The 22983-nt window shown below is 70.2% G+C and carries 17 protein-coding genes; 9 read left to right on the plus strand and 8 right to left on the minus strand.

The window, feature by feature from the left end:
- Positions 1-80: 80 nt before the first annotated feature.
- The 5 genes from IPT68_RS01670 to IPT68_RS01690 form a co-directional block, all read right to left on the minus strand.
- Positions 81-3050 (minus strand): BTAD domain-containing putative transcriptional regulator, encoded by a 2970-nt coding sequence (locus IPT68_RS01670; protein ID WP_228040181.1) that lies wholly within the window; start codon positions 3048-3050, stop codon positions 81-83.
- Between the two features lie 106 nt (positions 3051-3156).
- Positions 3157-4017, minus strand: coding sequence for a cupin domain-containing protein (locus tag IPT68_RS01675; RefSeq protein WP_189697506.1), 861 nt, complete (start codon positions 4015-4017; stop codon positions 3157-3159).
- 142 nt (positions 4018-4159) lie between these two features.
- Entirely contained in the window at positions 4160-5695 is a 1536-nt protein-coding gene (locus IPT68_RS01680; protein ID WP_189697505.1) for a 4-hydroxyphenylacetate 3-hydroxylase N-terminal domain-containing protein, read from the minus strand.
- 357 nt (positions 5696-6052) lie between these two features.
- Entirely contained in the window at positions 6053-6637 is a 585-nt protein-coding gene (locus tag IPT68_RS01685) for a carboxymuconolactone decarboxylase family protein (RefSeq protein ID WP_189697504.1), read from the minus strand.
- Positions 6638-6642: 5 nt separating this feature from the next.
- Positions 6643-7083 (minus strand): hypothetical protein, encoded by a 441-nt coding sequence (locus IPT68_RS01690; protein WP_189697503.1) that lies wholly within the window; start codon positions 7081-7083, stop codon positions 6643-6645.
- 192 nt (positions 7084-7275) lie between these two features.
- Here IPT68_RS01690 and IPT68_RS01695 point away from each other — a divergent pair, with 192 nt between their 5' ends.
- From IPT68_RS01695 to pntB, 3 genes are all read left to right on the plus strand, one after another.
- On the plus strand, positions 7276-8085 hold the full coding sequence (locus IPT68_RS01695; protein ID WP_189697502.1) for an SDR family NAD(P)-dependent oxidoreductase: 810 nt from the start codon (positions 7276-7278) through the stop codon (positions 8083-8085).
- A 117-nt stretch (positions 8086-8202) separates the two neighbouring features.
- Positions 8203-9765 carry a Re/Si-specific NAD(P)(+) transhydrogenase subunit alpha gene (locus IPT68_RS01700; protein WP_194074046.1) on the plus strand — a complete coding sequence of 521 codons (1563 nt, stop codon included), beginning with the start codon at positions 8203-8205 and terminating at the stop codon, positions 9763-9765.
- 10 nt (positions 9766-9775) lie between these two features.
- A complete protein-coding gene (pntB, locus tag IPT68_RS01705) occupies positions 9776-11215 on the plus strand; it encodes a Re/Si-specific NAD(P)(+) transhydrogenase subunit beta (RefSeq protein ID WP_373300528.1) in 1440 nt (479 codons plus the stop codon).
- A gap of 146 nt (positions 11216-11361) precedes the next feature.
- Here the strand turns inward: pntB and IPT68_RS01710 are convergent, their stop codons facing one another.
- From IPT68_RS01710 to IPT68_RS01720, 3 genes are all read right to left on the minus strand, one after another.
- Positions 11362-12738 carry an NADP-dependent succinic semialdehyde dehydrogenase gene (locus tag IPT68_RS01710; RefSeq protein WP_189697501.1) on the minus strand — a complete coding sequence of 459 codons (1377 nt, stop codon included), beginning with the start codon at positions 12736-12738 and terminating at the stop codon, positions 11362-11364.
- Between the two features lie 160 nt (positions 12739-12898).
- Positions 12899-13609 carry a GntR family transcriptional regulator gene (locus IPT68_RS01715; RefSeq protein ID WP_189697500.1) on the minus strand — a complete coding sequence of 237 codons (711 nt, stop codon included), beginning with the start codon at positions 13607-13609 and terminating at the stop codon, positions 12899-12901.
- Positions 13610-13615: 6 nt separating this feature from the next.
- A complete protein-coding gene (locus tag IPT68_RS01720) occupies positions 13616-14119 on the minus strand; it encodes a VOC family protein (protein ID WP_189697499.1) in 504 nt (167 codons plus the stop codon).
- 132 nt (positions 14120-14251) lie between these two features.
- Here IPT68_RS01720 and IPT68_RS01725 point away from each other — a divergent pair, with 132 nt between their 5' ends.
- The 6 genes from IPT68_RS01725 to IPT68_RS01750 all read left to right on the plus strand — a co-directional run bounded on the left by IPT68_RS01725 (position 14252) and on the right by IPT68_RS01750 (position 22981).
- Positions 14252-16441, plus strand: coding sequence for an alpha-ketoacid dehydrogenase subunit alpha/beta (locus tag IPT68_RS01725; RefSeq protein ID WP_189697498.1), 2190 nt, complete (start codon positions 14252-14254; stop codon positions 16439-16441).
- Entirely contained in the window at positions 16434-17696 is a 1263-nt protein-coding gene (locus tag IPT68_RS01730; RefSeq protein WP_189697497.1) for a dihydrolipoamide acetyltransferase family protein, read from the plus strand. Before IPT68_RS01725 ends, IPT68_RS01730 begins: the two co-directional genes overlap by 8 nt.
- A 187-nt stretch (positions 17697-17883) precedes the next feature.
- Complete coding sequence (locus IPT68_RS01735; protein WP_189697496.1) at positions 17884-18681, plus strand: FAD synthetase family protein; 798 nt, start codon at positions 17884-17886, stop codon at positions 18679-18681.
- A 138-nt stretch (positions 18682-18819) separates the two neighbouring features.
- Positions 18820-20220 (plus strand): M24 family metallopeptidase, encoded by a 1401-nt coding sequence (locus IPT68_RS01740; RefSeq protein ID WP_189697495.1) that lies wholly within the window; start codon positions 18820-18822, stop codon positions 20218-20220.
- Between the two features lie 500 nt (positions 20221-20720).
- Positions 20721-21647, plus strand: a complete 927-nt coding sequence (locus tag IPT68_RS01745; protein WP_228040183.1) for a patatin-like phospholipase family protein — start codon at positions 20721-20723, stop codon at positions 21645-21647.
- Positions 21644-22981 carry a macrolide family glycosyltransferase gene (locus tag IPT68_RS01750; protein ID WP_189697493.1) on the plus strand — a complete coding sequence of 446 codons (1338 nt, stop codon included), beginning with the start codon at positions 21644-21646 and terminating at the stop codon, positions 22979-22981. The genes IPT68_RS01745 and IPT68_RS01750 overlap by 4 nt, the downstream gene beginning before the upstream one ends.
- Positions 22982-22983 lie beyond the last annotated feature (2 nt).

The raw sequence follows: 22983 nt of genomic DNA on the forward strand, positions 1-22983 counted from the left end.
GGCTTGAGTGTTGCTGCTGACCAGGTCGCCCGAGTGTGCCGGGCGACCTGTTTACCGACGAGAAACCGGCGTTGGCGGCGTTACCGGCGCAGCTGCATGACGAGCCGGCGCACCTCGTCGGACGGCGGCACCCCGAGGTCCCGCATGCGTGCGACATACCGCTGGTAGTGCGCCAACACGGCGTCGTCGCTGCCGCTGGCGTGCGCCAGCCTGATGGCGAGCTGCCAGGCCTGCTCGCGGTACGGGTCCTCCCGCAGTACGCCGTCGACCAGCCCTTTCGCCTCGCGGTAGCGGTTCATCCCGTAGGCGAGTCTGGCGGAGTCCATCCGGGCCGACAGGAAGGTCTCGGCCAGGATCACGCGGCGCTCAGCGACCCACTCCCCCGACACCGTCGCGAGGTAGGGCCCCCGCTCGGCACTGGTGAGGGCGCGCGAGAGCGTCTGGAGGCGCACCTCCTTGTCCTGCCTGCCGGCCTGGGCGACGAGGTCGACCGCCCGTTGCGCGGAACCCATGGCCAGCGCGGGGCCGACCATGCGGAAGACGTCTCCGTCCTGTACCGGCCCCAGGCCGTCGGGCAGTACCTCGCGCAGGCGGTAGAGGGCCTGCCGCAGATAGCTGCGGCCGGCCGCGTCGTTGCGTCCGCCGAACAGCGCCCCGAGAAGCTCGTCGCGCGTGGCCCTTCGGTCGGGTGCCCACAGCAGGTAGCTCAGGAGCTCCACGCTCTTCGTCAGCCGTGGCTGCGTCACCGTTCCGTCGATGCTCAGGGCGGGTTCGCCGAACTCCTCCAGGACGAGCCGGGGCGTGCGCACGCTCACGCGCACGGGATGCTGGCCGGACAGGACCGTGAGGATCTCGTGCCAGGGCGACATTCGGCTGGACCTGGCGTCGGCGGCTCTGGCCGCGACCGACGGCACATCCGTCAGAGCCGTCAGCAGCAGATGCTGGGTGCCGTGCGCCGAAGCGGAGACCATCGCGAGGTCGGCCGTGGCGTCGGACTCGTCCTCCTGCCCCAGGCGCCACTGCGCTTCGGCCAGGTACACGGCAGCCGTCGGGAGATCGAGACGGCGGTCTCCCTTCTGCATGCTGCGGATGCACTCCTCGAGGTGCGCGTGCGCCTCGGCGTCCCGGTTCTGCAGGAGCATCGACAGACCCGACCACATCTGCCATGCCTCGCGGGTGAGGGCGTACTCCGACGCACCGTTGGCCATCGCCTGCGCCAGCGCGCGGTCGGCACGTCGGGTGTCGCCCTCCAGGCGCAGCCACAGCTTGGCCTCGCCCAGCAGGCTCAGGTTCTTGTACACCCTCGAGCCGGTTGCCTCGATCAGCTCCCTCCCGCGACTGATGGACGCGCAGGCCTCCTCCCCGCGGCCGAGGTCGAGCATGAGGTCGACGGCGTCCACGGCATGCAGCCAGACCGGCTGCGACGAGCCCCGGCGCGGCTCGAACATCGACATCGCGGCGTCCAGACGCCCGGTGACCCGCAGGGCGGCGACGACCCAGGGGCCGCCGACCGTCGTGCGCCAGGGGTCGAACGAGCCCGGGTCGTCGAGTCCTTCGAGCCGGCCCCGCAGGAAGGCGAGCCGCATCAGCAGGCCGTCGAGCGGGCCGGACGGCGTGGTCGAGTAGTCGGGGAAGGGCGGCGGTTCCTCGCCGGTGCCCAACGCGATCAGGGTCTGCGCGATGTGCCGGTTCCGGCCGTGCGGCAGCCGGTCGGCGACGGATCGCGCCTCCTCCATCCGCCCGGAGTGCCACAGGCACCAGCAGGCCAGGACGTGGGCCTCTTCCAGGTCGGCGGTCTTCGGCGCGGGCAGCCAGTCGTATCCGTAGCGGTCGACGAGTTCCACTCCCCGAGTGCACTGCTCCAGTGCGAACGCGACCCGCAGAATGACCGATCCGATCTCCGGGGTCGGTGCCCGGACCGACGTACCGAGGGCGTCCAGCCACCGTGCCGCCGGCGCGAAGTCCATCCGTGCCACGAGGCTGGGCAGGGCCACGGCGGCCAGCCGACCGGCCGCCTCCAGGTCGCCGAGCCGGAGCAGCTCGTCGACGGCCTCCTCGTGCGCGCCGCCGGCGATCAGTACCTCGGCGTGCCGGCGGCGTACCGCGCCGAGCGTCCTGTCGTCCTCCCGTTCCAGAGCCTCCAGCAGGAAATCGCGGAACACCGGGTGCGGCGTCATGCGCGTACCGTCCGACGACCATGCCACCGGAAGGTGCCGGGCCCGCAGGTCCGCCATGACCTGCGCCGCGTTCTCCTGGCCCAGCGCCCGGGCGCCTTCCGCGGTGACCTCCTGCAGCAGACTGGTGTGCAGGAGAAAGGTTCTCTCCACCGGGGAGAGCGAGTTGAAGACGTTGGCCGCGACGTAGGACCGCAGCAGGTCGGGATGCAGATCGTGCGAGCGGGCGTGCCGCCAGCCCCCGAACAGCACACCGGTGACCCAGCCCCCCGTGGCCGCCACCGCGTGCACCGGACTGCCGTCACGGCCGACGCTGCGCAGTGCCGCCGCGGCTTCCTGGACGTCGAAGGACAGGTCGCTCTCGACGAGTTCGCCCACCCGGTCGCGCTCGCTGGTCGAGCCCGTGTCGAGACGGACGTCGACACGGGAGACCAGTACGAGGTTGACACCGGACGGCAGGTAGCGGGCGAAGGACGACAGCACCGCGACGCAGGTCTCGTCGGGGCTGATGCGTTCCACGTTGTCGCACACCAGGACGAGTCGGCTCCCCTGGAGGCTTTCGGCCAGCAGACCGGCCGCCTCTCCGATGTGGAGACTGCTGCTCAGGGCGTCGGAGGCGACGTCGGCGGCGCCGGGGACGGCGTCCTCGACCGCCGCCTCCAGGTACACGAGCAGGCGGCCCGCCGCCTGCTCGGTACCGTCGAGTGACAACCAGGCGACGGGCCTGTCGAGGTCGCGCACGGCCAGCGCCACGGCGGTCGTCTTGCCGGCCCCGGCGGTGGCGAAGACGTTCACCACGGTGTGACGGTCCAGCAGTGTCCTCAGCCGTTGGCTGAGCCTGTCGCGGACGACGACGTCCTTCGCCGGTTCCGGCATCGCCAGCTTCCGCCTGATGATCGCGCGATGCTTTCGACCGGGCGTGGTGGAGCCGTGTGGTCGATCGGGTACGGAGTCACCCATCGATCTCGCGCCTCCGTGATCCTCAGTGCTCGTCCGGGAGCTTACGCCAGTCGTCCGGGAAGAAGAACGCATCGGACGTCGGAGGGATCGGCGACTGCACCTCGACCCAACGCGCGGGTTCATCACGCTCGTTGACGAACCCGTGGGTGCCGTCCGTACCCACCCACACCAGGTCACCGGTGTGGATGACCTCGTCCTTGCCGTCGAGGGTCCCGCGCATGCCGCCGGAGGTGAAGTAGTAGATCTCCTCGAACGGGTGGTAGTGGACCTTGGCCGCCCGGCCCGGGCCGGACTTCGGTGCGATCTCACACACGAAGACGGTGTGATGTTGTGCGCCGAGGAGCTGGTCGACCATCATCCTGACACTGATGTTCTTGATGTTGGGCCCGTGGTAACCGGGCATCGACAGCTGGGCGTACGGAGCCATGTCGGAGTCGGCGAAGTGCCCGACGAACCGGTGCCGTGGGTCCGTCTCGGACGGGCGGCCCAGGTTCTCCCCCGGCGAGGCCTTGGCTCCGACACGGCTGCGAGCCCCGTCGAACGTCGGTGGCTTGGGCGCGCGCACCCCGATCCACGTGAGTCCCTCATCGGCGGCGGACAGTGCGTGCGCGACACCGACGGGAGCCACGCCGTAGTCGCCGGAGCCGAGTTCGTAGCGCACTCCGGCGTAGGCGGCCTCGCCGGTTCCGCCCGTGACGAACCACGACTCCTCGAACGGGCAGCGGGTCCAGCCCGTCGTCGCCCCGGGAGACAGCTCGTACAGGCTCACCTCCAGGTGAGCGGCACCGTGCTCGTGCCCGACCAGGAGCGCCTGCCGAAGGCCGGGAACACCCGGGACGTCGACGAACGTCCGCTCCGACGCGCGGGAGATGTAGTAAGCCATGTCCACCTCTTTCTTTCACGGGCGAGACGTCCGGACAGGACCCCTCGCCTGGTAGCTGCTGATCGTGACGGGGCCTTGCGAAGGGGGCGGCGGAGCGGTCCATGGCCGGCGACTGCCGTGGACCGCCCGCCGCGCCGCCGGCTCAGCGGACCAGTGAGCCTTGGGCCCGCGCGCCGTCCAGGCGCCGGGCGTACTCGGCCTGCTCCGTGTAGGCCGTCACCTCGGGAGCGGCGGGCGCCGAGATGCCGCAGACCCTCCGGGCGAGTTCGGTGAGCGGCCCGGACGGCGACAGCTCCGAGCGCTTCATGGTGAGCATCCGCGTGGTGAGCATCGGGGTGCCGTTGAACTGTTCGAAGGTGCTCACGCGGTCACCGAAGTCCGTGAGGAACAGGTCGCGGATCACCCGCGAGATGCGCATGCGGTCGTAGGGTTCCCCGACCGCACCGGACTGCAGCGGTTCGAGCCAGTCGTGCAGCTCGGGGTTGTTCCACTGCTCCTCGGTGGGGAACAGCAGCGACGCGCGGCCGGCGAGGTCGACCACCTCGTTGCGCATCTCCGCGTACCGCTCCAGGTAGTAGGACCGGCCGAAGTCGAAGAGCAGGACGTTCGGCTTGAAGAGCCCGGCAGGGGACAGGAACCCTTCCGTCTCGGAGGCGATCACGTGGGCGCGCAGCGTCTGGTAGAACTCGACGAGACGTGCCACGCGAGCCTGGACCGGCGGAAGCTGGAAGGTGCCGATGTGCTCGGTCATCAGCAGCGCGAGCCCGACCATGAGCTCGGCCCGCACCATCGTCCGGATCAGCGCCTCGTAGTGCACCCAGTCGAAGATGCGCTGCGGGTACAGCGAGGCGTGCTCGGGGCTGCCGATGTGGAAAACCCGTTCCCACGGAATGAACACGTTGTCGAAGATGACGGTGCATTCCAGCTCGTCACCGGCCGAGGCCAGCGGGTGGTTGTCGGGGTCGTCGCGCACGGTCGCCTCGCGCGAGACCATCGTGACGCCCGGCGCGTTGGCCGGCACGGCGCCGTAGATGACCTGCTCGCTCTGGATGCCCGGGCGGTAGAAGACGCCGAGGTGGATGTAGTCGGCGAACGGGGTGCCGGTGCTCACCGCCTTGACGCCGGCCACGACGATGCCGTCCTCGCGCCGCTCCACGATGCGCAGCGTGGGCGAGCTCTTGGCGGAGGACTCCTTCGACCGGTCGAGCTGGGGGTCGATGAAGGCGAAGGCGCAGTTGAGGTCACCCTCCTTCACCAGTTCCAGGAACTCCCGGATGCCGACGGTCAGGTCACGCCCGTCGGTGCCCACGGACTGCTCGCTCCACGGCGCCGGGTCCTCCTCGTAGGTGACCAGGCCGTAGTTGTTCGCGCACGGGGTTCGTCCCGTCGACCCGCCGTCGAGTTCCCGGACCACGGTCTCGAGGTAGACGCGCTTGCGCCGCAGCCCTTCGGCGTCCGTGTGCTTGAACCACATCATCGAGCGACGTTCTCCGTCGTCGTCGACGAAGGTCATGACGTCCTGCATCTTCGGGTCGTGGTGCAGGTCGTAGAACTTCGCTATGCGCTTGGCCTGCGCCCTGGTCTTCGGGTGCGTGGTGACGTCGTCGACCCGGTCACCTCCGACCCAGAGGACGCGCCCGTCCCTGAGGGACTCCAGATACTGATCGCCGGTCCGCATCAGATGCCACCCTTTCCACATCGCCCGCGCGCCTGCGCGGGCACTGTTTTCTGTGGGGCCGCCGTCCTCTTCCCTTGCGATGCGGACATCACGGGGAAAGAGGGCCGCGAACCCGTCGGTGAGATTGCCTTCGAGGCCTTGTGGGCCGGGAAGTTCGGCGCCTCGATCGACTGCCCCTCGCCCTGCTCGACGGGAATCGACGGGAATCGACGAGGCGCATGGTGCCCACGGTGGCGGTCGTGCTCGGCCGACGATGTCCGCGAGCGTATCCACCAGCTGTTAGTGGGGCTGTTAATCGTGACCGGACGCCATGAGCAGTTAAGTCGCTTGCCGCACTGCCCGGTTCGCCGGGCGGTGTCAGAGCCGTGCCGCCACCGGTGCCGGCGGCGCCGGCATGTCGAGTTCGAAGGCCATGACGCGGTGGAACCGCGACAGGGCGTTCCACATGCTGATGCACATGACGAGCTCCACCAGCTCGGCCGCCCCGAACACCCGCCCCACCTCGTCCCGGACCCTGCTCGACACGCCGGTCGGGCCGTCTTGCGCGGAAACCGTCGGAAGCGAGACCGTCATCTCCTCGGCCAGTTGCAGGGCCAGCCTCTCCTCCATGGCGAAGCCCTCCAGCGCGCCGCTCGCGACGGCCGCCAGCTCCTCGGCCCCCACGCCGGCGGCCAGCGCGGACGTGCAGCGGTGACTCGCGGTGTAGCGGCAGTGATTGAGCACCGCGACGCGCACGGCGACCAGTTCCTTCACCCGCCCCTTCAAGGAGCCCGGGCCGTTGAGCCGACGCAGGAAGGGCAGGTATGTGGCGAGCAGGCCGGGGCTGTTCCCGATGCCCGCCCAGGTGTTCAGCACGTCGCCGTAGGCGTTGATCCCCTGGGCGAGAGCGGGTTGGTCGATCGACGAGAACTCGTCGGACGTGAGGAGCGGCACCAGCGACATGAGAGCTACCTTTCGATGGATCCTGCCGGGGAGCAGCCGGTTCGGGCTGACGGTGAAACGGATCCGCCGGGAGAGGCGGTGTGCACGGGCAGGGCCCGCGGACGCGGTGGACCTCCGGGTCTGCGCAGGCCGATGGCGATCCCCGTGGTCGCGTTGCACCACGGCACGAGGAAGGTGAGAGCGATGCGACCCGCGAGGGCCCACGTGAAGGGTCCCTCCCGGACCTGCGGATACAGGTTGACCAGGAACAGCACCGACCCGACCGCCAGGGCGGCCAAGGTCGTCTGCGCCAGTGACCTGCCCCGGACGGCACCGCGCGCCGCCACGCTCCAGGCGACGGGAGCGGTCTCCACCCGGGCGGCCCGCTCGGGCCGGCCCATGGTGTGCTGGAGACCGACAGAGCCACAACTCCCCTGCCGTTCCTCGTGGTCGAAGACGTCCGTCACCCCGTCCCTCCTTCTTCCTCGGAGCGGGCTGAGCGCGAGCCAGTGTGCGCCGCGCCCCGTTAGCCGCCAGGAAGGTGGGCGAGGGCCCGGCGGCCGGCGTGTGAACCCTTCGTTAGCGGCGGTTGCCGCTGCGTGAGCGCTTCGGCTCCACTCTCCGCAGCAAGCAATGAAGCGCTGACTGGAGGAGCCAACATGGCGGCAGGTGGGAACTTGGAGGGCCGCACGGCCTTCGTGACCGGTGGTAGTCGAGGTCTGGGCTTCGCCATCGCGCAGGCGCTGCTCGAACGGGGAGCCAAGGTGGCGATCGCGGCCAGGGACGAGGCGGCGGTGAAGGCCGCGGCCGGTCGTCTCACGGCCGGGTCCGACGCGCGGAACGTCCTCCCCGTCGTCGCGGACGTCACCGACGCGGACTCCGTCGACAGCGTGCTGGCGGAGGTGCACGCGTGGCACGGCGCCCTCGACGTCGTCGTGAACAACGCGGGACCGCAGCTGACGCCGGCCCCGCTGGACAAGGTCGAGGACGAGACCGTCGCGTCGGCCTTCGACACGAAGCTGATCGGATACCTGCGCGTCTCGCGGGCCGCGCTGCCGTTCCTGAGCCGCACCGGCAGCGGCAGCATCGTCAACGTGGTCGGCGCGACCGCCCACCTGCTGATCCCCAACGCCGGTGCCACGGGCATCGTGAACGCGGGCGTGGTGGCGCTCACCAGCTACCTGGCGGCGGAGGCGGCTCCCGCCAACATCCGGGTGAACGCGATCTCGCCCGGGATGACCAAGACGGAGGGCTGGCTCACCAGGACCGAGGCCATGGGCCGGCAGCAGGGCAAGACCCCCGAGGAGGTCCGGGCCGGCATGGCCCAGGCGCTCGGCATTCGCCTCGACCGCTGGGCCGAGCCCGCCGAGATCGGTGCCGCGGCGGCGTTCCTGGCGTCCGACGACGCCTCCTACGTGACCGGCCAGGTGCTGCGCGTCGACGGCGGGATGACAAAGCCCGTCGCCTGATCGCAGGCCCAGGCAAGCGCCATCCAGTGCCCGCGGGCGCCCTGGATGGCGCTCTTGCTTCTGCCCGTACGGGCATCCGCCAGATGCTCCGCGTCCTCGACCCCTGGAGTGTGGGGAATGCTGATCGGAATCGTGAAGGAGACCCACCCTGGTGAGCGGCGCGTCGCCGCCACGCCCACCACGGTGGTGCAGTTGGTGAAGCTGGGATACGACGTCGTGGTGGAGCCGGGCGCCGGTGCGCTGTCGAGCTTCCCGGACGAGGCCTACGCCGAGGCCGGTGCAAGAGTCGGTGATCCGCTCGCGGCGGACGTCGTCCTCGGGGTCGACGCGCTGTCGCCGGCGCAGCTGGACGCGTTGACGCCCGGTGCGACGGTGGTGGGCATCATGAGCCCGGCGTTGCGTCCGGCGCTGGTGGAGGACCTGGCGAAGCGGCCCGTCACGGCCCTGGCCGTGGACGCGGTGCCGCGCATCTCGCGGGCGCAGCCGCTCGACGTGCTGTCGTCGATGGCGAACATCGCGGGGTACCGGGCCGTGGTGGAGGCCGCTCATGCCTTCGGCCGGTTCTTCACCGGTCAGGTGACGGCCGCGGGCAAGGTGCCGCCGGCCAGGGTGCTGGTGTGCGGCGCGGGGGTGGCCGGCCTGGCCGCGATCGCGGCGGCGGGCCGCCTCGGTGCCGTCGTGTACGCCACCGACTCACGTCCCGAGGTGGCCGATCAGGTCGGATCGCTCGGCGGCGAGTACCTCACGGTCGCGACCGGGGATGCCGACGAGGCGGCCGTGTCGGCGACGGGGTACGCCAAGGAGATGTCGCGGGACTACAACGCCCGTGCCGCCGAGCTGTACCGGGAGCGCATCCCGGAGATGGACATCGTCATCACGACCGCGCAGGTCCCGGGCCGGCCGGCGCCCAAGCTGATCACCGCGGAGATGGTGGCGTCGATGCGGTCCGGCAGCGTCATCGTCGACATGGCCGCCGCGACCGGCGGCAACGTCGAGGGCACGGTCAGGGACGAGGCCGTGGTCACGGCGGGCGGCGTGACGATCATCGGCTACACCGACCTGCCCGGCCGGCTGCCGGCACAGGCGTCACAGCTGTACGGCACCAATCTCGTCAACCTGGTCAAGCTGATGACTCCCGGCAGGGACGGCCGGCTCGTGCTGGACTTCGGCGACGTGGTGCAGCGGTCGATAACCGTGGTGCGCGACGGGGAGCTGACCTGGCCCCCGCCGCCGGTCGAGGTGTCCGCCGCTCCGGCGGCCTCCCCCGGCTCCGCGCAGAAGGCCGTGAAGCCGGCCGCCGGTTCCCGGCCCGAGGCTCCCGTGTCCGACCGGCGACGGTTGGCCGTGGCCGGGGCCGCCGCCGCGGTGCTGTTCCTGCTCGCAGCGGTGTCCCCGCCGGCCCTGCTGGGGCACCTCACGGTGTTCGCCCTGGCGGTCGTGATCGGCTACTACGTGATCGGGCAGGTGCACCACGCCCTGCACACGCCCCTGATGAGCGTCACCAACGCGATCTCGGGGATCATCGCGGTCGGTGCCCTGCTGCAGATCGGTCACGAAGGGACCCCGAACGGCGTCCTGGTCACCGTGCTGTCGACGGTGGCGATCCTGTTGGCCTCGGTCAACGTCGTCGGCGGCTTCGCGGTGACCCGCCGGATGCTCTCCATGTTCTCGAGAAGCTGAGGGGCCCGTCATGTCCGATCTGATCACTGTCGGGACGACTGCGGGCGCCGCCTACATCGTCGCCGCGCTCCTGTTCATCCTGGCGCTGGCCGGACTGTCCCGTCATGAGACCGCCAGGGCCGGGCAGACGTTCGGCGTCACCGGCATGGCCGTGGCACTGGCCGCGACCGTCGCGGCGGCCGTCCACCGTGACCTCTCCGGAGCCGGTCTGACGTTGATGATCGGCGCCATGGCCGTCGGCGCCGCCATCGGGCTGTGGCGAGCCCGGGTCGTCCCGATGACCGGGATGCCGGAGCTGATCGCCCTGCTGCACTCCTTCGTGGGTCTGGCCGCGGTGCTGGTGGGCTGGAACGGCTACCTGCACGTCGAAGCCACCCTGCACGGCCCGGTGAGTGGGCAGGCCGCCGCCCTTCAGGCCCGCGAACTCCTGGGCATCCACTCCGCCGAGGTGTTCATCGGCGTCTTCATCGGCGCGGTCACCTTCACCGGCTCGATCGTGGCGTTCCTGAAGCTCTCCGCGCGCATCAGGTCGGCACCGCTGATGCTGCCCGGCAGGAACCGGCTCAATCTGGCCGCGCTGGCCGTGTGCGCCGTGCTGACCACGTGGTTCGTGATCGACCCGGCGTTGTGGCTGCTGGTCGCGGTCACGGTCGTCGCGCTGGCGCTGGGCTGGCACCTGGTCGCCTCCATCGGCGGCGGTGACATGCCGGTCGTCGTCTCGATGCTGAACTCCTACTCCGGCTGGGCGGCCGCGGCGTCCGGGTTCCTCCTGGAGAACGACCTGCTGATCATCACCGGCGCCCTGGTCGGCGCCTCGGGCGCGTATCTGTCCTCCGTCATGTGCAAGGCGATGAACCGGTCCTTCGTCTCCGTGATCGCCGGCGGGTTCGGCCTGGAGACCGGCCCGGCCGACGACACGGACTACGGCGAGCACCGGGAGATCACCGCCGAGGGCGTCGCCGAGCTCCTGGGGACGGCCGACTCCGTGATCATCACGCCCGGCTACGGCATGGCCGTGGCCCAGGCCCAGTACGGCGTCGCGGAGTTGACGCGCAGACTCCGGGACTTGGACGTCGACGTGCGCTTCGGGATCCACCCGGTCGCGGGCCGGCTGCCGGGGCACATGAACGTCCTGCTCGCCGAGGCCAAGGTGCCCTACGACATCGTGCTGGAGATGGACGAGATCAACGACGACTTCGACGGCACCACCGTCGTCCTCGTCATCGGCGCCAACGACACGGTCAACCCCGCCGCCGCCGAGGACCCGGGCTCGCCGATCGCCGGCATGCCCGTGCTCCAGGTCTGGAACGCCGACAACGTCATCGTCTTCAAGCGCTCCATGGCCTCCGGGTACGCCGGTGTTCAGAACCCGCTCTTCTACCGCGAGAACTCCGCGATGCTGTTCGGCGACGCCAAGGACCGCGTCGAGGACATCCTCCGGGTCCTCTGACACAGGAAGCGACCCGATACGGCAAGGGCCCGCGCCGGTGGCGGCGCGGGCCCTTGCCGTATCGGGATCCTGACGATCTGCCGGCCCCGGGTCGCTCGGGGCTCATCGGCTCCCGCGGCGCCCGGTGGAGGGAACGGTGAGGCGTTTCAGTTCTTCCAGATGGTCTTGAGGTTGCAGAACTCCCGGATGCCTTCCGCGGCGAGCTCGCGGCCGACGCCGGAGGCCTTCACGCCGCCGAAGGGCAGTTCGGGGTAGGAGACGCTCATGCCGTTGACGAAGACGGCACCGGCGTCGATGCGGCTGATCAGCAGCCGTTCCTCGTCCGGGTCGGTGGTCCACACCGACGAACTGAGGCCGAAGGCCGTGTCGTTGGCGAGCGTCACAGCCTGCTCGATGTCGTCGACCCGGTGCATCACCGCCAGCGGCCCGAACGCCTCCTCCCGGTACACCCGCATGGCGGGCGTCACCTCCTCCAGCACCGCCGGCTCGAAGAACCACCCCCGCGTGCCCGCGGCCGAACCGCCGCACCGCAGAACAGCGCCCTTGGCGACGGCGTCGTCGACCAGGTCGACGAGTTCACGCCGGCCGGACTCCGTCGCGATCGGCCCTACGTCGGTGCCCTCGTCGAGCGGGTCACCGACGGTCAGGGCCTTCGTGCCCGCGACGAACGCCTCGACGAACGCCTCGTAGACCTCCGTGTGGACGATGAAGCGTTTGGCCGCGATGCAGGACTGGCCGTTGTTCATCGTGCGAGCGGACACCGCGGTGCGGGCGGCCGCGTGCACATCGGCGGACGGCAGCACGACGAACGGATCGGATCCGCCGAGCTCCAGCACGACCTTCTTCACCTCGGAGCCGGCGACCGCGGCGACGGAACGGCCTGCCGGTTCGGAACCCGTCAGTGTCACGGCGGCCACGCGACGGTCGCGGAGAACCGCTTCGACGTCGGCCGCTCCGACGAGGAGGGTCTGGAACGACCCGGCGGGGAAGCCCGCTCGCTCGAAGAGCGTGTCCAGGTACATCGCCGTCTGCGGCACGTTCGAGGCGTGCTTGAGCAGACCGACGTTTCCGGCCATCAGCGCGGGCGCGGCGAACCGGATCACCTGCCACATCGGGTAGTTCCACGGCATCACGGCGAGGACGACGCCAAGGGGCTGGTAGGCGGTGTAGGCGACGGACGCGTTGACCGTCCTCGGGTCGGCGAGTGCCTGGTCGGCCAACAGGCTCTCGGCGTTGTCGGCGTAGAAGCGCATCGCGTGCGCGCACTTGAGAACCTCGGCGCGGGCCTGCACGATCGGCTTGCCCATCTCGACGGTGAGCCTTCGCGCCGTGTGGGCCGCTTCGGCCTCCACGAGATCCGCGGCCGCTCGCATCCACCGGGCACGGGTGCCGAAGTCGGTGGCCCGCAGCGTGACGGCCGCGGCCTCTGCTCGTGTCAGTCGCTGGTCGATCTGTTCCTTCGTGAGAGCGGCGAACTCCTCGATGAGCTCGCCGGTCGCGGGATTGACGGTGGCGATGGGCATGGCGCTCTCCTCATTGCTTGTGCATCAAAGAGCCTCGATTGGATCCATCGTAGGTTTCACATCAGAGGCACACCAGTGCCTCTAGACCACAATCGCCCTAGCTGAAGCGCTAGTTGGATACATTTTGAGTGACTGCCCCTGACGAGTGCGCCTCGTTCGCTCAGGAGGTGCCACTCCTCCCGCTCGCGCCCTCGCCGTCGACGAAGAGTTCGGGGTGGGCGGTGAGTTCGACCCTGGTACGGCGGATGTGTCCGGTGAGGTAGCGCTCGCAGTCCTCGGCATCGCGACGCCGTACGGCGTCGAGGATCAGCCGGTGTTCGGCGTTGACGATCGCCGCCCGGTCGGGGTCCGCGAGGACCATGAACGCACGGCGGTAGTGCTGGGTGGAGTTCCAGAGCCGCTCCGTCATGGCCAGCAGGTGACCGCTGGGGCAGCCCGAGTAGCTGGTCATGTGGAAGTCACGGTCGAGGACGAGGAACCGATTGATGTCGCTCTGGTTCTCGATCTCGTCCTGGATGCGCTCGAGGCGAGCGAGGTGCTGGTCGGTGAGACGAGTCAGGCTCTCCGTAAGGGTCAGCGGCTCGAGTCGCTCGCGCATCCGGTAGTACGTGTGGACGTCGTCGAGACTGAGCACGGGGACCCGCGCGCCCCGGTTGGGGAACGACTCGGCGAGCCCTTCGGACTCCAGGATCCTCAGCGCCTCGCGGACCGGGATACGGCTCGCGCCGAGGCGCGCGGCCAGCTCGTCCTGGCGCAGCCATGTGCCGGGCGTCAGTTCGCCGGCGAGGATCTCGTCGCGGAGGATGCCCGCGATGCGCTGACTCCTGACGCTGTCCGATCCTCGCGGATCACGGGCGTGCGCAGGACTCAAGTGCGGTCACCTCTGGAACGTCGACGGGTCGCGGTCGTAGGCCTTGCCGTCAGGATAGGACACCAGCTCGAAGTACATCCCCCACGGCGAGCGGAAGTAGACCCACCGCTGCCCCTCGGACGGGCCGGCACTCACGGTCGGATCACCCAGGACGGGTATGCCCCTCGCCCTCAGCCATGACACGGCCTCGTCCAGGTCCTCGACGTAAAGCGCCACATGGTGACCGCCGACGTCGCTGTTGCGCGGTCCGACCGTCCGTTGCCCGGCCGCCTGGTACTCGAAAACTTCGAACACGGCTTGGTCTCCGCACCGGTAGAAGCGCAGTTGGCGCAGCACCGTCCGCGCGTCCACACCCAGGTGCACGGACATCCAGTCGTCCGCCGAGCTCAACGGTCCGATCGCGTACAGGTACTCACAGCCCAGGACGTCCACGAGCCAGGCGTGCGCCTGCTCCAGGTCCGGCACCGTGAAGCCGATGTGGTCCAGGCGGGTGACACCGGGAAGAGCCATGACATGCCTCCTTGGATCCAAAGATGCCCACATGATGCCCCGCAGTCGCACGTTCAGTCGACCCTGCTCTTGTTATTGGATCCAATCTTGTGCCAGTGTCGTTGCACTCCGGTCGATTGAAGGAGGCTCCAGTTGCCTGCCGAACACCCACTCGAAGCCCAAGCCGCGTGGTCGGAGTTCATCGCCACCCAGGACGACTGGGACACCGCGGACCCCGACCTCCTGACGGGCATGTTCAGCCAGCTGGTGCTGATCCGGGCCTTCGAGGAGTACGTCCTCGAACTCGCCGCGCAAGGGCTCATCCACGGCCCCGCGCACTCCAGCATCGGCCAGGAAGGCGGCGCCGTCGGTGCGTGCTTCGCCCTGACCTCGCAGGACACCGTCAACGGATCCCATCGCGGCCATCACCAGTTCCTCGCCAAGGCGCTGGCCCATCTGCACCCCAAGGGCATCGACCCGACCAAGCCGTTCCCGCAGGACGTGCGGGCCCTGCTCCTGCGCACCTTGCGCGAGATCTGCGGACTCGACCGGGGTTTCAGCCACGGTCGCGGCGGCAGCATGCACCTTCAGTGGCACGAGGCGGGCGCCATCGGAACCAACGCCATCGTCGGCGGCGGGGTCCCGCTCGCGGCCGGATCGGCCTGGGCACACCGGAGGGCCGGCACCGACGCGGTGACCTTCACCTTCTTCGGGGACGGCGCGATCAACATCGGGTCCACGCTGGAAAGCCTCAACCTCGCGGCGGCGTGGTCGCTCCCCCTGTGCTTCTTCGTCGAGAACAACCTGTACGCCGTCTCCACCCACGTGTCCGAAGTGACCGCCGAGCCACGGCTGTCCGGCCGTGGCCCCGGCTTCGGCATCCGGAGCTGGAAGGTCGACGGCATGGATCCCCTGGCCGTGTACCTCGTGACACAGCAGGCCCTCGCACACATGCGCGGCGGCAAGGGCCCGGCGATGATCGAGGCCGACGTGTACCGCTACTTCCACCAGAACGGGCCCTTCCCCGGCTCGGCCTTCAAGTACCGCACCAAGGAAGAGGAAGCGCGGTGGCGCGCCCGCGATCCGATCGACACCACGGCACGACACCTGGTGCGGCGCAGGATCGTCACCAAGAAGGCTGCCGCGGAGGCGATCGACCGAGCCAAGACCCTGATGTCCGAGCTCGGCGACGTCCTGCTGGAACCGCGCCCGGGCGGCAAGCCGGGCGAGCGGCGCATCGTGCCCTCGGAGTGGCCGGACCCGGCGTTCGTCGACGAAGGCGTCCGGGGCGACCTCGCCGAACTGTCCGGGATCGAGTTCACCGACACGGAGGACTACGCCGACGCGCTGACCGAGGTGAAGTTCATCGGTGCGGTCGCCGGTGTGCTGGGACGCTGTCTGGAGACCGATCCCCGCGTCGTGGTGATGGGCGAGGACGTGCACAAGCTCAACGGCGGAACCAACGGCGCGACCCGCGGCCTGAGCGAGGCGTTCCCCGATCGGGTGATCGGGACGCCCATCTCCGAGAACGCGTTCGCCGGCCTCGGCGGCGGACTGGCTCTGGACGGCCGGTACCGCCCGATCGTCGAGTTCATGTACGCCGACTTCATGTGGGTGGCGGCGGACCAGCTGTTCAACCAGATCGGCAAGGCCCGCCACATGTTCGGCGGCGAGGGCAAAGTGCCGTTCGTCCTGCGCAGCAAGGTCGCCATGGGCACCGGCTACGGATCGCAGCACTCGATGGACCCGGCCGGCATCTTCGCGACCGCGCCCGGCTGGCGCATCGTCGCACCCTCGACGCCGTTCGACTACGTCGGCCTGATGAACACAGCATTGGCCTGCGACGACCCGGTCGTGGTCCTGGAGCACGTGGACCTGTACAACTCCACCGGTCCCGGACTGCCGGACGACTACAACCACTTCCTACCCGTCGGCAAGGCCGCGGTACGCCGAGAGGGAGCGGCCCTGACCATCCTCGCCTATCTGGCGATGACACCGGCCGTACTGGCCGCCGTCGAGCAGACGGGTGTGGACGCCGAGGTCATCGACCTGCGCTGGCTGGACCGGGCCAGTCTGGACTGGGACACGATCACCCGATCGGTGATGAAGACCAACAACGTGCTGATCGCCGAACAGGGAGCGCTCGGCACCTCCTACGGCGGCTGGCTCGCGGACGAGATCCAGCGCCGCCTGTTCGACTGGCTCGACGCCCCCGTCGAGCGGGTGACGGGGGGCGAGGCGTCGCCGAGCATCAGCAAGGTGCTGGAGCGCGCCGCGTTCGCCTCCACGGAGGAAGTCGTCACCAAGCTCCGCGAGATCACCGGGGAGCGCAACGATGGCTGAACTCCTGCGCATGCCCGAGGTCGCGGCCAACACCGAAGAGGCCGTCCTCCAGTCCTGGAACGTCGAGTTGCACACCCGCTACGCCGCGGGGGATCCGATCGTCACGGTGGAGACCGAGAAGGCCGTGGTCGAGGTGGAGGCCGAGAGCGAGGGTGTACTCCTGCAACTCCTGGTGGACGCCGGTGCGACGGTGACCGTGGGTACACCGATCGCGGTGTGGGGAGCGCCCGGCGAGTCGGCGTCGGCGGCAGCCGCCGTGGTGGCTTCGTTGGGGAACGGAACGGTGCCCGTGGCAGCATCTTCCGAGCCGGTACCGGCATCGCCACCGTCACCGTCGCCGTCGCCGTCGCCGTCGCCGGACGAGGGTGAACGCCTCTTCGCGAGCCCGCTGGCGAGGCGACTCGCACGCCGGCTGGACGTCGATCTGCGCGGCGTGGTGGGGAGCGGCCCGCACGGACGGATCCGGCGGTCCGACGTCGAAGCGGCTGCCGCCCGGTCGGCGCAGCCGGCGCCGGACGTACCGGAGAGCTCCCGGGACGACGTCCGCGCGACCGCGTCCCCGGCTGTCGAGGAGGCGCGGTTCGTGGACGTGCCCATCTCGCGGATGCGCCGGGCCATCGCCCGTCGGCTGACGGAGAGCAAGCAGACCACGCCGCACTTCTACCTGCGGGCCGGCGCACATGTCGACGCGTTGCTCGAGTTGCGCGGGCAGATCAACGCCGGCCAGGACGTGAAGGTGTCGGTCAACGACCTCTTGGTCAAGGCGATCGCGTCCGCGCACAGGACCGTTCCCTCGATGAACGTGCAGTGGCGCGACACGGCCGTCCGGCAGTTCACGGACGTCGACATCGCCGTGGCCGTCGCCACCGAAGGCGGTCTGGTCACCCCTGTGGTCCGCGGGGTGGACTCCCTGTCGATGAGCGGTGTGGCCACGGCCACCAGGGACCTCATCGGCCGTGCGAAGGAGCGTCGGCTGCAGCAGGAGGAACTGGAGGGCGGCACGATCACGATCACCAACCTCGGCATGTACGGCACCGAAGACTTCGCAGCGATCATCAACCCGCCGCATGCCGCGATCCTGGCCGTCGGAGCGGCGCGGCAGGAGGCGGTCGTCGAGGAAGGCGAGGTCACCGTGGCCTCCGTGCTGCGACTGACCCTCGCCGTCGACCACCGGTCGGTGGACGGTGCCACCGCGGCCGAGTGGATGAGGGTCTTCGTCGACGTTCTGGAACACCCGCTCAGGATCCTGCTGTGACCACGTCGGCCCCTCCCGGTGAGACGGCCGTCCGCGCACGACGCCTCAGCGCTCCCGGCACGCGGCTAACGCCGCCTTCACACCCGCACCGTCGGGCCGCCTCACACCTTCCCGTCGACTAACGGCGCGGGGCACACACTGACCCGTGCGCAACCCGCTCGCTCCGAGCCGGAAGGAGGAAGGGAACATGGAGATCCTCATGCTCGACCCGCCCCGGGAAGGGCCGGGCCGCCGTGGTCGCGGCCTCGCCGGTCGGGTCCGGCCCGGTGCCAAAGTCGCCATAGGGACTTTCGACGGCGTCCACCGCGGTCACCGGCGGGTCATCCGTGGTTGCGACACCGTACTCACCTTCGACCCGCACCCCATGCACGTACTCGCACCCCGGGGCGCGCCGTGCCTGCTGAGCGATCGTCGGCGGAAACTGCACCAGTTCGATCTGCTCGGAGTCCGCCGGGTGGCGATCGTCCCGTTCGACCACGCCTGGTCGCAGGTCCCGGCCGAGGACTTCGTCCAAGACATAGTCCTGGACGGGCTCGGCGCGGAGTTCGTCAGTGTCGGGCAGGGTTTCCGGTTCGGCGCCGGCGGCGCGGGCACGGTGGCCACCTTCGCACACTACGCCGAACTGACCACCCGGGTGGTCCCGTTGGTCACGCGCGGCCCGGCCGGTGAGCCGGTCTCCTCGACGCGCATCCGCCGCCTGATCCTGGACGGCGACGTCGAGTCCGCCGCCGACCTGCTGGGCGCCTCACTCACCCTGCCGGCGGTCACTGTCGACGACGGCCGACTGCTCATCTCGTCGAGGTTCGTGCGCCCGGCGCCCGGACTCTACCTGGGACGCGTGAACGGTCACCGATGCGCGCTTCGCGTGTGCCGGGACCGCACGGTCGCCGTCGACGGCGCGGCGGCGACGACCGGCTCCACGGTCGAAGTGACGTTCGAGCAGAGGGCGTTCACCGACGCCGCTCGGACACCTGCCGAACCCTGACGGCGCATTCGACTCACCCGGAGATCACCCACCCCCTGCTGTTGCAGAACCATCTCGCGGCGCGCGTTCGCACCCATTTCCCTCCTCGCGCGCGTGCCCCCCCCTACCCGCAACTACACACCTGGCAAAGGACGTGCGATGGCGATTCCGACGTTCGGACCGAACGCGGTCGACTGGGAGACCCGTATCGACATGGACAGGCTCCGCGACGAGCGACTGGACCGCCTTCGCGCGTCGTTGGAGCGGTCCGACATGGGCGCGGTCCTGGCCTTCGACTTCGCCAACATCCGCTACATGACCTCCACCCACATCGGCACCTGGGCGATCGACAAGATGATCCGCTTCTCCCTGCTGGTCAGGGGAGGTGACCCGATCGTCTGGGACTTCGGCTCGGCCGCGAAGCACCACCAGCTGTACAACCCGTGGCTGGACCACTCGAACGCCCACGCCGACGGAGATCCGCACGGAGCCCACCACGGAGCCGACGCCCGCAACCCCAGCGGCGCCCGCGCCGGCATCTCGACGCTGCGCGGCGCCATCAATCCCCTGGTCGGCATGGCCGACACGGTCGCCCGGAAGATCAAGCACGAACTCGAACTCCACGGCCTCCTGGGCGAGCCGCTCGGCGTCGACGTCGTCGAACTCCCGGTCCTGATGGCCCTGCAGAACGCGGGCATCACGGTGGTCGACGGCCAGCAGGTGTTCCTGGAGGCCCGCCGCATCAAGACACGCGACGAGATCCACCTGCTCACCCACGCGTGCTCGATGGTCGACGCCGCCTACGAGAACCTCTACGAGTTCCTGCGCCCGGGTGTGCGGGAGAACGAGTGCGTGGGTGTCGTGGCGAAGTCCCTCTACGACCTCGGCTCCGAGTTCGTCGAAGGTGTCAACGCGATCTCCGGCGAACGGTGTGCACCGCACCCCCACGTCTTCTCGGACCGCATCGTGCGGCCCGGGGATCCGGCCTTCTTCGACATCCTCCACAGCTACAACGGATATCGCACCTGCTACTACCGCACCTTCGCCGTCGGCAGCGCCTCGACCGCCCAACGCGACGCCTACACGCGGTGCCGTGAGTACATGGACGAAGCGATCAGCCTGGTCCGCCCGGGAGCGACGACGGCCGACATCGTGTCGGTGTGGCCGACGGCGCAGGAGTTCGGCTTCCCCGACGAGGAAGCGGCCTTCGCGCTGCAGTACGGTCATGGGGTCGGGTTGTCGATCTGGGAGAAGCCGGTGTTCTCCCGGCTGGTGTCCCTCGAGCACCCCGAGGTGCTCGAAGAGGGCATGGTCTTCGCGCTGGAGACCTACTGGCCGTCCAAGGACGGCTGGGGCGCGGCGCGCATCGAGGAAGAGCTCGTGGTGACGGCGGACGGGTGCGAGGTGATCACGAAGTTCCCCGCGGAGGAGTTGCTGGTGGCCGGCCGGCGCTACTTCACCGTCTCGGGACCGCTGCCGGCCGAACGCGACTCGCAGTCGCACCTGAACACGGTGGCCGGTATCCGGTCCATCGGGAGGGACGACTCCCCCGGCCTGTGACCGGAGGGCCGGCTGCGTCCCCTGAGGACGCCCTCGGCCGGTCGCTTCACGCTGGGCGCAGCGCTGCCCTCTCCGCCGAGGCAGGGGACATCACGGTGGACGAGTTGGTTGAACTCGTCCACCGGATCCCGCCGACGATCCGTTCCTGGATCTTGCTCTCCGGCTCCCCCACCAGGGCAGTCCGGCACGGACGAGCGCACTCGCACGCTGGAGCAATACCCTTTGAGGCAGATGAAGAGATGACGCGCGCCTCCCCGAGGAGGCCCACCCGCCGAAGTCGTGTCGTGCACGTCCGGCGATCGAGGCGCTGCCCCGTCGTGGCCGGCGCTCGCATTCGACATGTGCGTGGAGTGGACATGAAAGTCCCGTTGAACCGGGGGCCGGCCACTTGGATACGCCGCGGCTCCGGCGAGAAGCGTCCGGCCCTGACGGGCGGCACGGCGAACCGCCAGGGGACGTGTCCGGCTTCGGCTCGCCCCGCCGAGGGAGGCTCTGCGTCGGTGGGCCTCGACTCCCTGCCGCGACCGGTCGCGGCGGTCGTGGGCGCCGGCGGTGTGCTCGGAGCGGCGCACGTGGGGGTCGGATACGCGCTGGAGCAGCGCGGTTTCGCGCCGGACATGATCGTGGGGACCTCGGTGGGCGCTCTCAACGGGGCCATCGCCGCCGCGCACCCCGACACGGCCGCCCCGTGGCTCGACAACGTGTGGACGCAACTGCGCCGTCGTGACGTGTATCCGCTCGGCTACTCCGTGTCACGGGGCAGCCTCTTCACCGACCGGGGCCTGCACCGGCTGATCGCCGGGGCCGGGCTGCCGTCACGGATCGAGGAGCTGGCGGTCCCGTTCACCGCCGTGGCCACGGACCTGGTCACCGGTGCTCCGGCCCTGCTCGGCCACGGGGATCTCACGTCCGCGCTGATGGCCAGCGCGGCGATTCCCGGGATGCTGCCGCCGGTGGTCCGCGAGGGCCGGACGCTCGTCGACGGCGGGGTGGTCGCCTATGTCCCGGTACTGGCGGCCCTGGAGGCCGGCGCGGCCAGTGTGGTGGTGCTGTCGGCCGGGCCGGAGAGTTCGCCACTGAGCCCGGACGTCCCGCGTCGGCGCGCAAGCGCCATCGCGGCCAGGGCCGGGATGCTGCTGTTGCACCATCAGATCCAGCGTGACCTTCGCGAGGTGTCCCGGCACATCCCGACCGTGGTGCTGCCGACCGGCATCGACAGCTGGCCCTCACCTTGGGATTTCGGCCATTCCCATCGGCTGATCAGCACCGCGGCCCGCACGGCCGGGCGCTTCCTGGACACGCTCAGCGTCGACGGGCCGGGCCTGTACCGGCTCGACGACCCGGTGACGGCGTCGGCCGTTCCGGGCGCGGCCCCGGCCGGCCGGGAACGGCCGCCGAGCCCCTTCGTCCGGGGAGGCAGGTCGTGAGCACGATCGCCTTCCTCAACATCCCGATGCACGGCCACATCAACCCGACGTTGCCGATCGTCGCCGAACTGGTCCGGCGCGGCCACCGCGTCACGTACCACACCTGGCCCGCGTTCCGTCAGGAGATCGAGGCCACCGGCGCGGTGGTGCGCCTGCACCCCGGGGGCGACTTCCCGGCGCCCGATCCGCCGATGCCGGTCACCTTGATGGAGGAGCTCGCCCGCACGACCGTACGCCTGCTGCCCGCCGTCCTCTCCGACCTGCGAGGCACCCCACCGGACCTCGTCGTCCATGACAACGCCTGCCTGTGGGGGGCGATCGCGGCACGGGAGCTGGCGGTCCCGGCGGCGGCCTCGTTCACCACGTTCGCGTACAACCGGAGCGTGCCCAGCCCGACCAGCGCCTCGTGGGCGCTGCTCGCCTCGGCGGCTGCCCACGCACGCCATGCAAGGGGCTATCTGCGGGCGCGCCGGGAGCTACGGCGCCGGTACGACACCCGGGGACTGCCGCCGCTGGACCTGGGAAACATCCGTCAGCCTCTCAACCTGGTCTACACGTCGAGGACGTTCCAGCCCGGCGCCGAGGACCTGGCCCCCTCCTACCGTTTCGTAGGACCGAGCATCGGCGCCCGCCCGGTGGACCCGTCGCTGCCCGTCGAGCCCCTGCGCGACCCAGTGATGTACGCGTCGCTCGGCACGTTGTTCAGCGCCGACCCGAGGATGCTGCGCACCTTCGCCACCGCGCTCGCCCCGCTGGGCGGCACCGTGATCATCTCCACCGGGCATACCGACCCCGCCGCGCTCGGCCCGTTGCCGGCCCAGGTGATCGCCCGCCACTCCGTGCCGCAGCTGCAGGTGCTGGGGCGCGCGGCGCTCTTCATCACCCACGGCGGGATGAACAGCGTCAACGAGGCGCTGTACGCCGGTGTCCCGATGCTCGTGGTCCCGCAGGGCGCCGACCAGCCGCTGGTGGCCCGCCGTGTCACGGAGCTGGGCGCCGGGCTGTCCCTGCGCAACCGCGACGTCACCGAGGACGCCGTACGCGCCCTCGCCCGAAGTCTGCTCGAAGTCCCCCGGTTCCGGTCGGCCGCGAACACCCTCGCAGCGGCTCAGCGCGGCGCGGGCGGCTTCAGGCGCGCCGCGGACGAACTGGAACGCTATCTGCGGGATTCCGTCCCGACCGACCGTCCGGCTCCGGCCCCCGCTCGGGGCGCGGCTCCGGGTCCTGGCGCGGGGCCAGGTACGGGCGCGGGTGCGAGCCCGGGTCCGGCCTTGGGCCCGGGCCCGGGTGCGGGTCCGGCTCCGCCGTTCCACGACCCGTCACCGCGAGGCTGAGC

The organism is Streptomyces chromofuscus (genome assembly GCF_015160875.1).
GTDB classification, from domain to species: Bacteria; Actinomycetota; Actinomycetes; order Streptomycetales; family Streptomycetaceae; genus Streptomyces; species Streptomyces chromofuscus.

Coding starts and splice junctions, on each gene's coding strand:
- IPT68_RS01670 (WP_228040181.1), bottom strand. CDS start 3,050: ATGCCGGAACCGGCGAAGGACGTCGTCGTCCGCGACAGGCTCAGCCAA.
- IPT68_RS01675 (WP_189697506.1), bottom strand. CDS start 4,017: ATGGCTTACTACATCTCCCGCGCGTCGGAGCGGACGTTCGTCGACGTC.
- IPT68_RS01680 (WP_189697505.1), bottom strand. CDS start 5,695: ATGCGGACCGGCGATCAGTATCTGGAGTCCCTCAGGGACGGGCGCGTC.
- IPT68_RS01685 (WP_189697504.1), bottom strand. CDS start 6,637: ATGTCGCTGGTGCCGCTCCTCACGTCCGACGAGTTCTCGTCGATCGAC.
- IPT68_RS01695 (WP_189697502.1), top strand. CDS start 7,276: ATGGCGGCAGGTGGGAACTTGGAGGGCCGCACGGCCTTCGTGACCGGT.
- IPT68_RS01700 (WP_194074046.1), top strand. CDS start 8,203: ATGCTGATCGGAATCGTGAAGGAGACCCACCCTGGTGAGCGGCGCGTC.
- pntB (WP_373300528.1), top strand. CDS start 9,776: ATGTCCGATCTGATCACTGTCGGGACGACTGCGGGCGCCGCCTACATC.
- IPT68_RS01710 (WP_189697501.1), bottom strand. CDS start 12,738: ATGCCCATCGCCACCGTCAATCCCGCGACCGGCGAGCTCATCGAGGAG.
- IPT68_RS01720 (WP_189697499.1), bottom strand. CDS start 14,119: ATGGCTCTTCCCGGTGTCACCCGCCTGGACCACATCGGCTTCACGGTG.
- IPT68_RS01730 (WP_189697497.1), top strand. CDS start 16,434: ATGGCTGAACTCCTGCGCATGCCCGAGGTCGCGGCCAACACCGAAGAG.
- IPT68_RS01735 (WP_189697496.1), top strand. CDS start 17,884: ATGGAGATCCTCATGCTCGACCCGCCCCGGGAAGGGCCGGGCCGCCGT.
- IPT68_RS01740 (WP_189697495.1), top strand. CDS start 18,820: ATGGCGATTCCGACGTTCGGACCGAACGCGGTCGACTGGGAGACCCGT.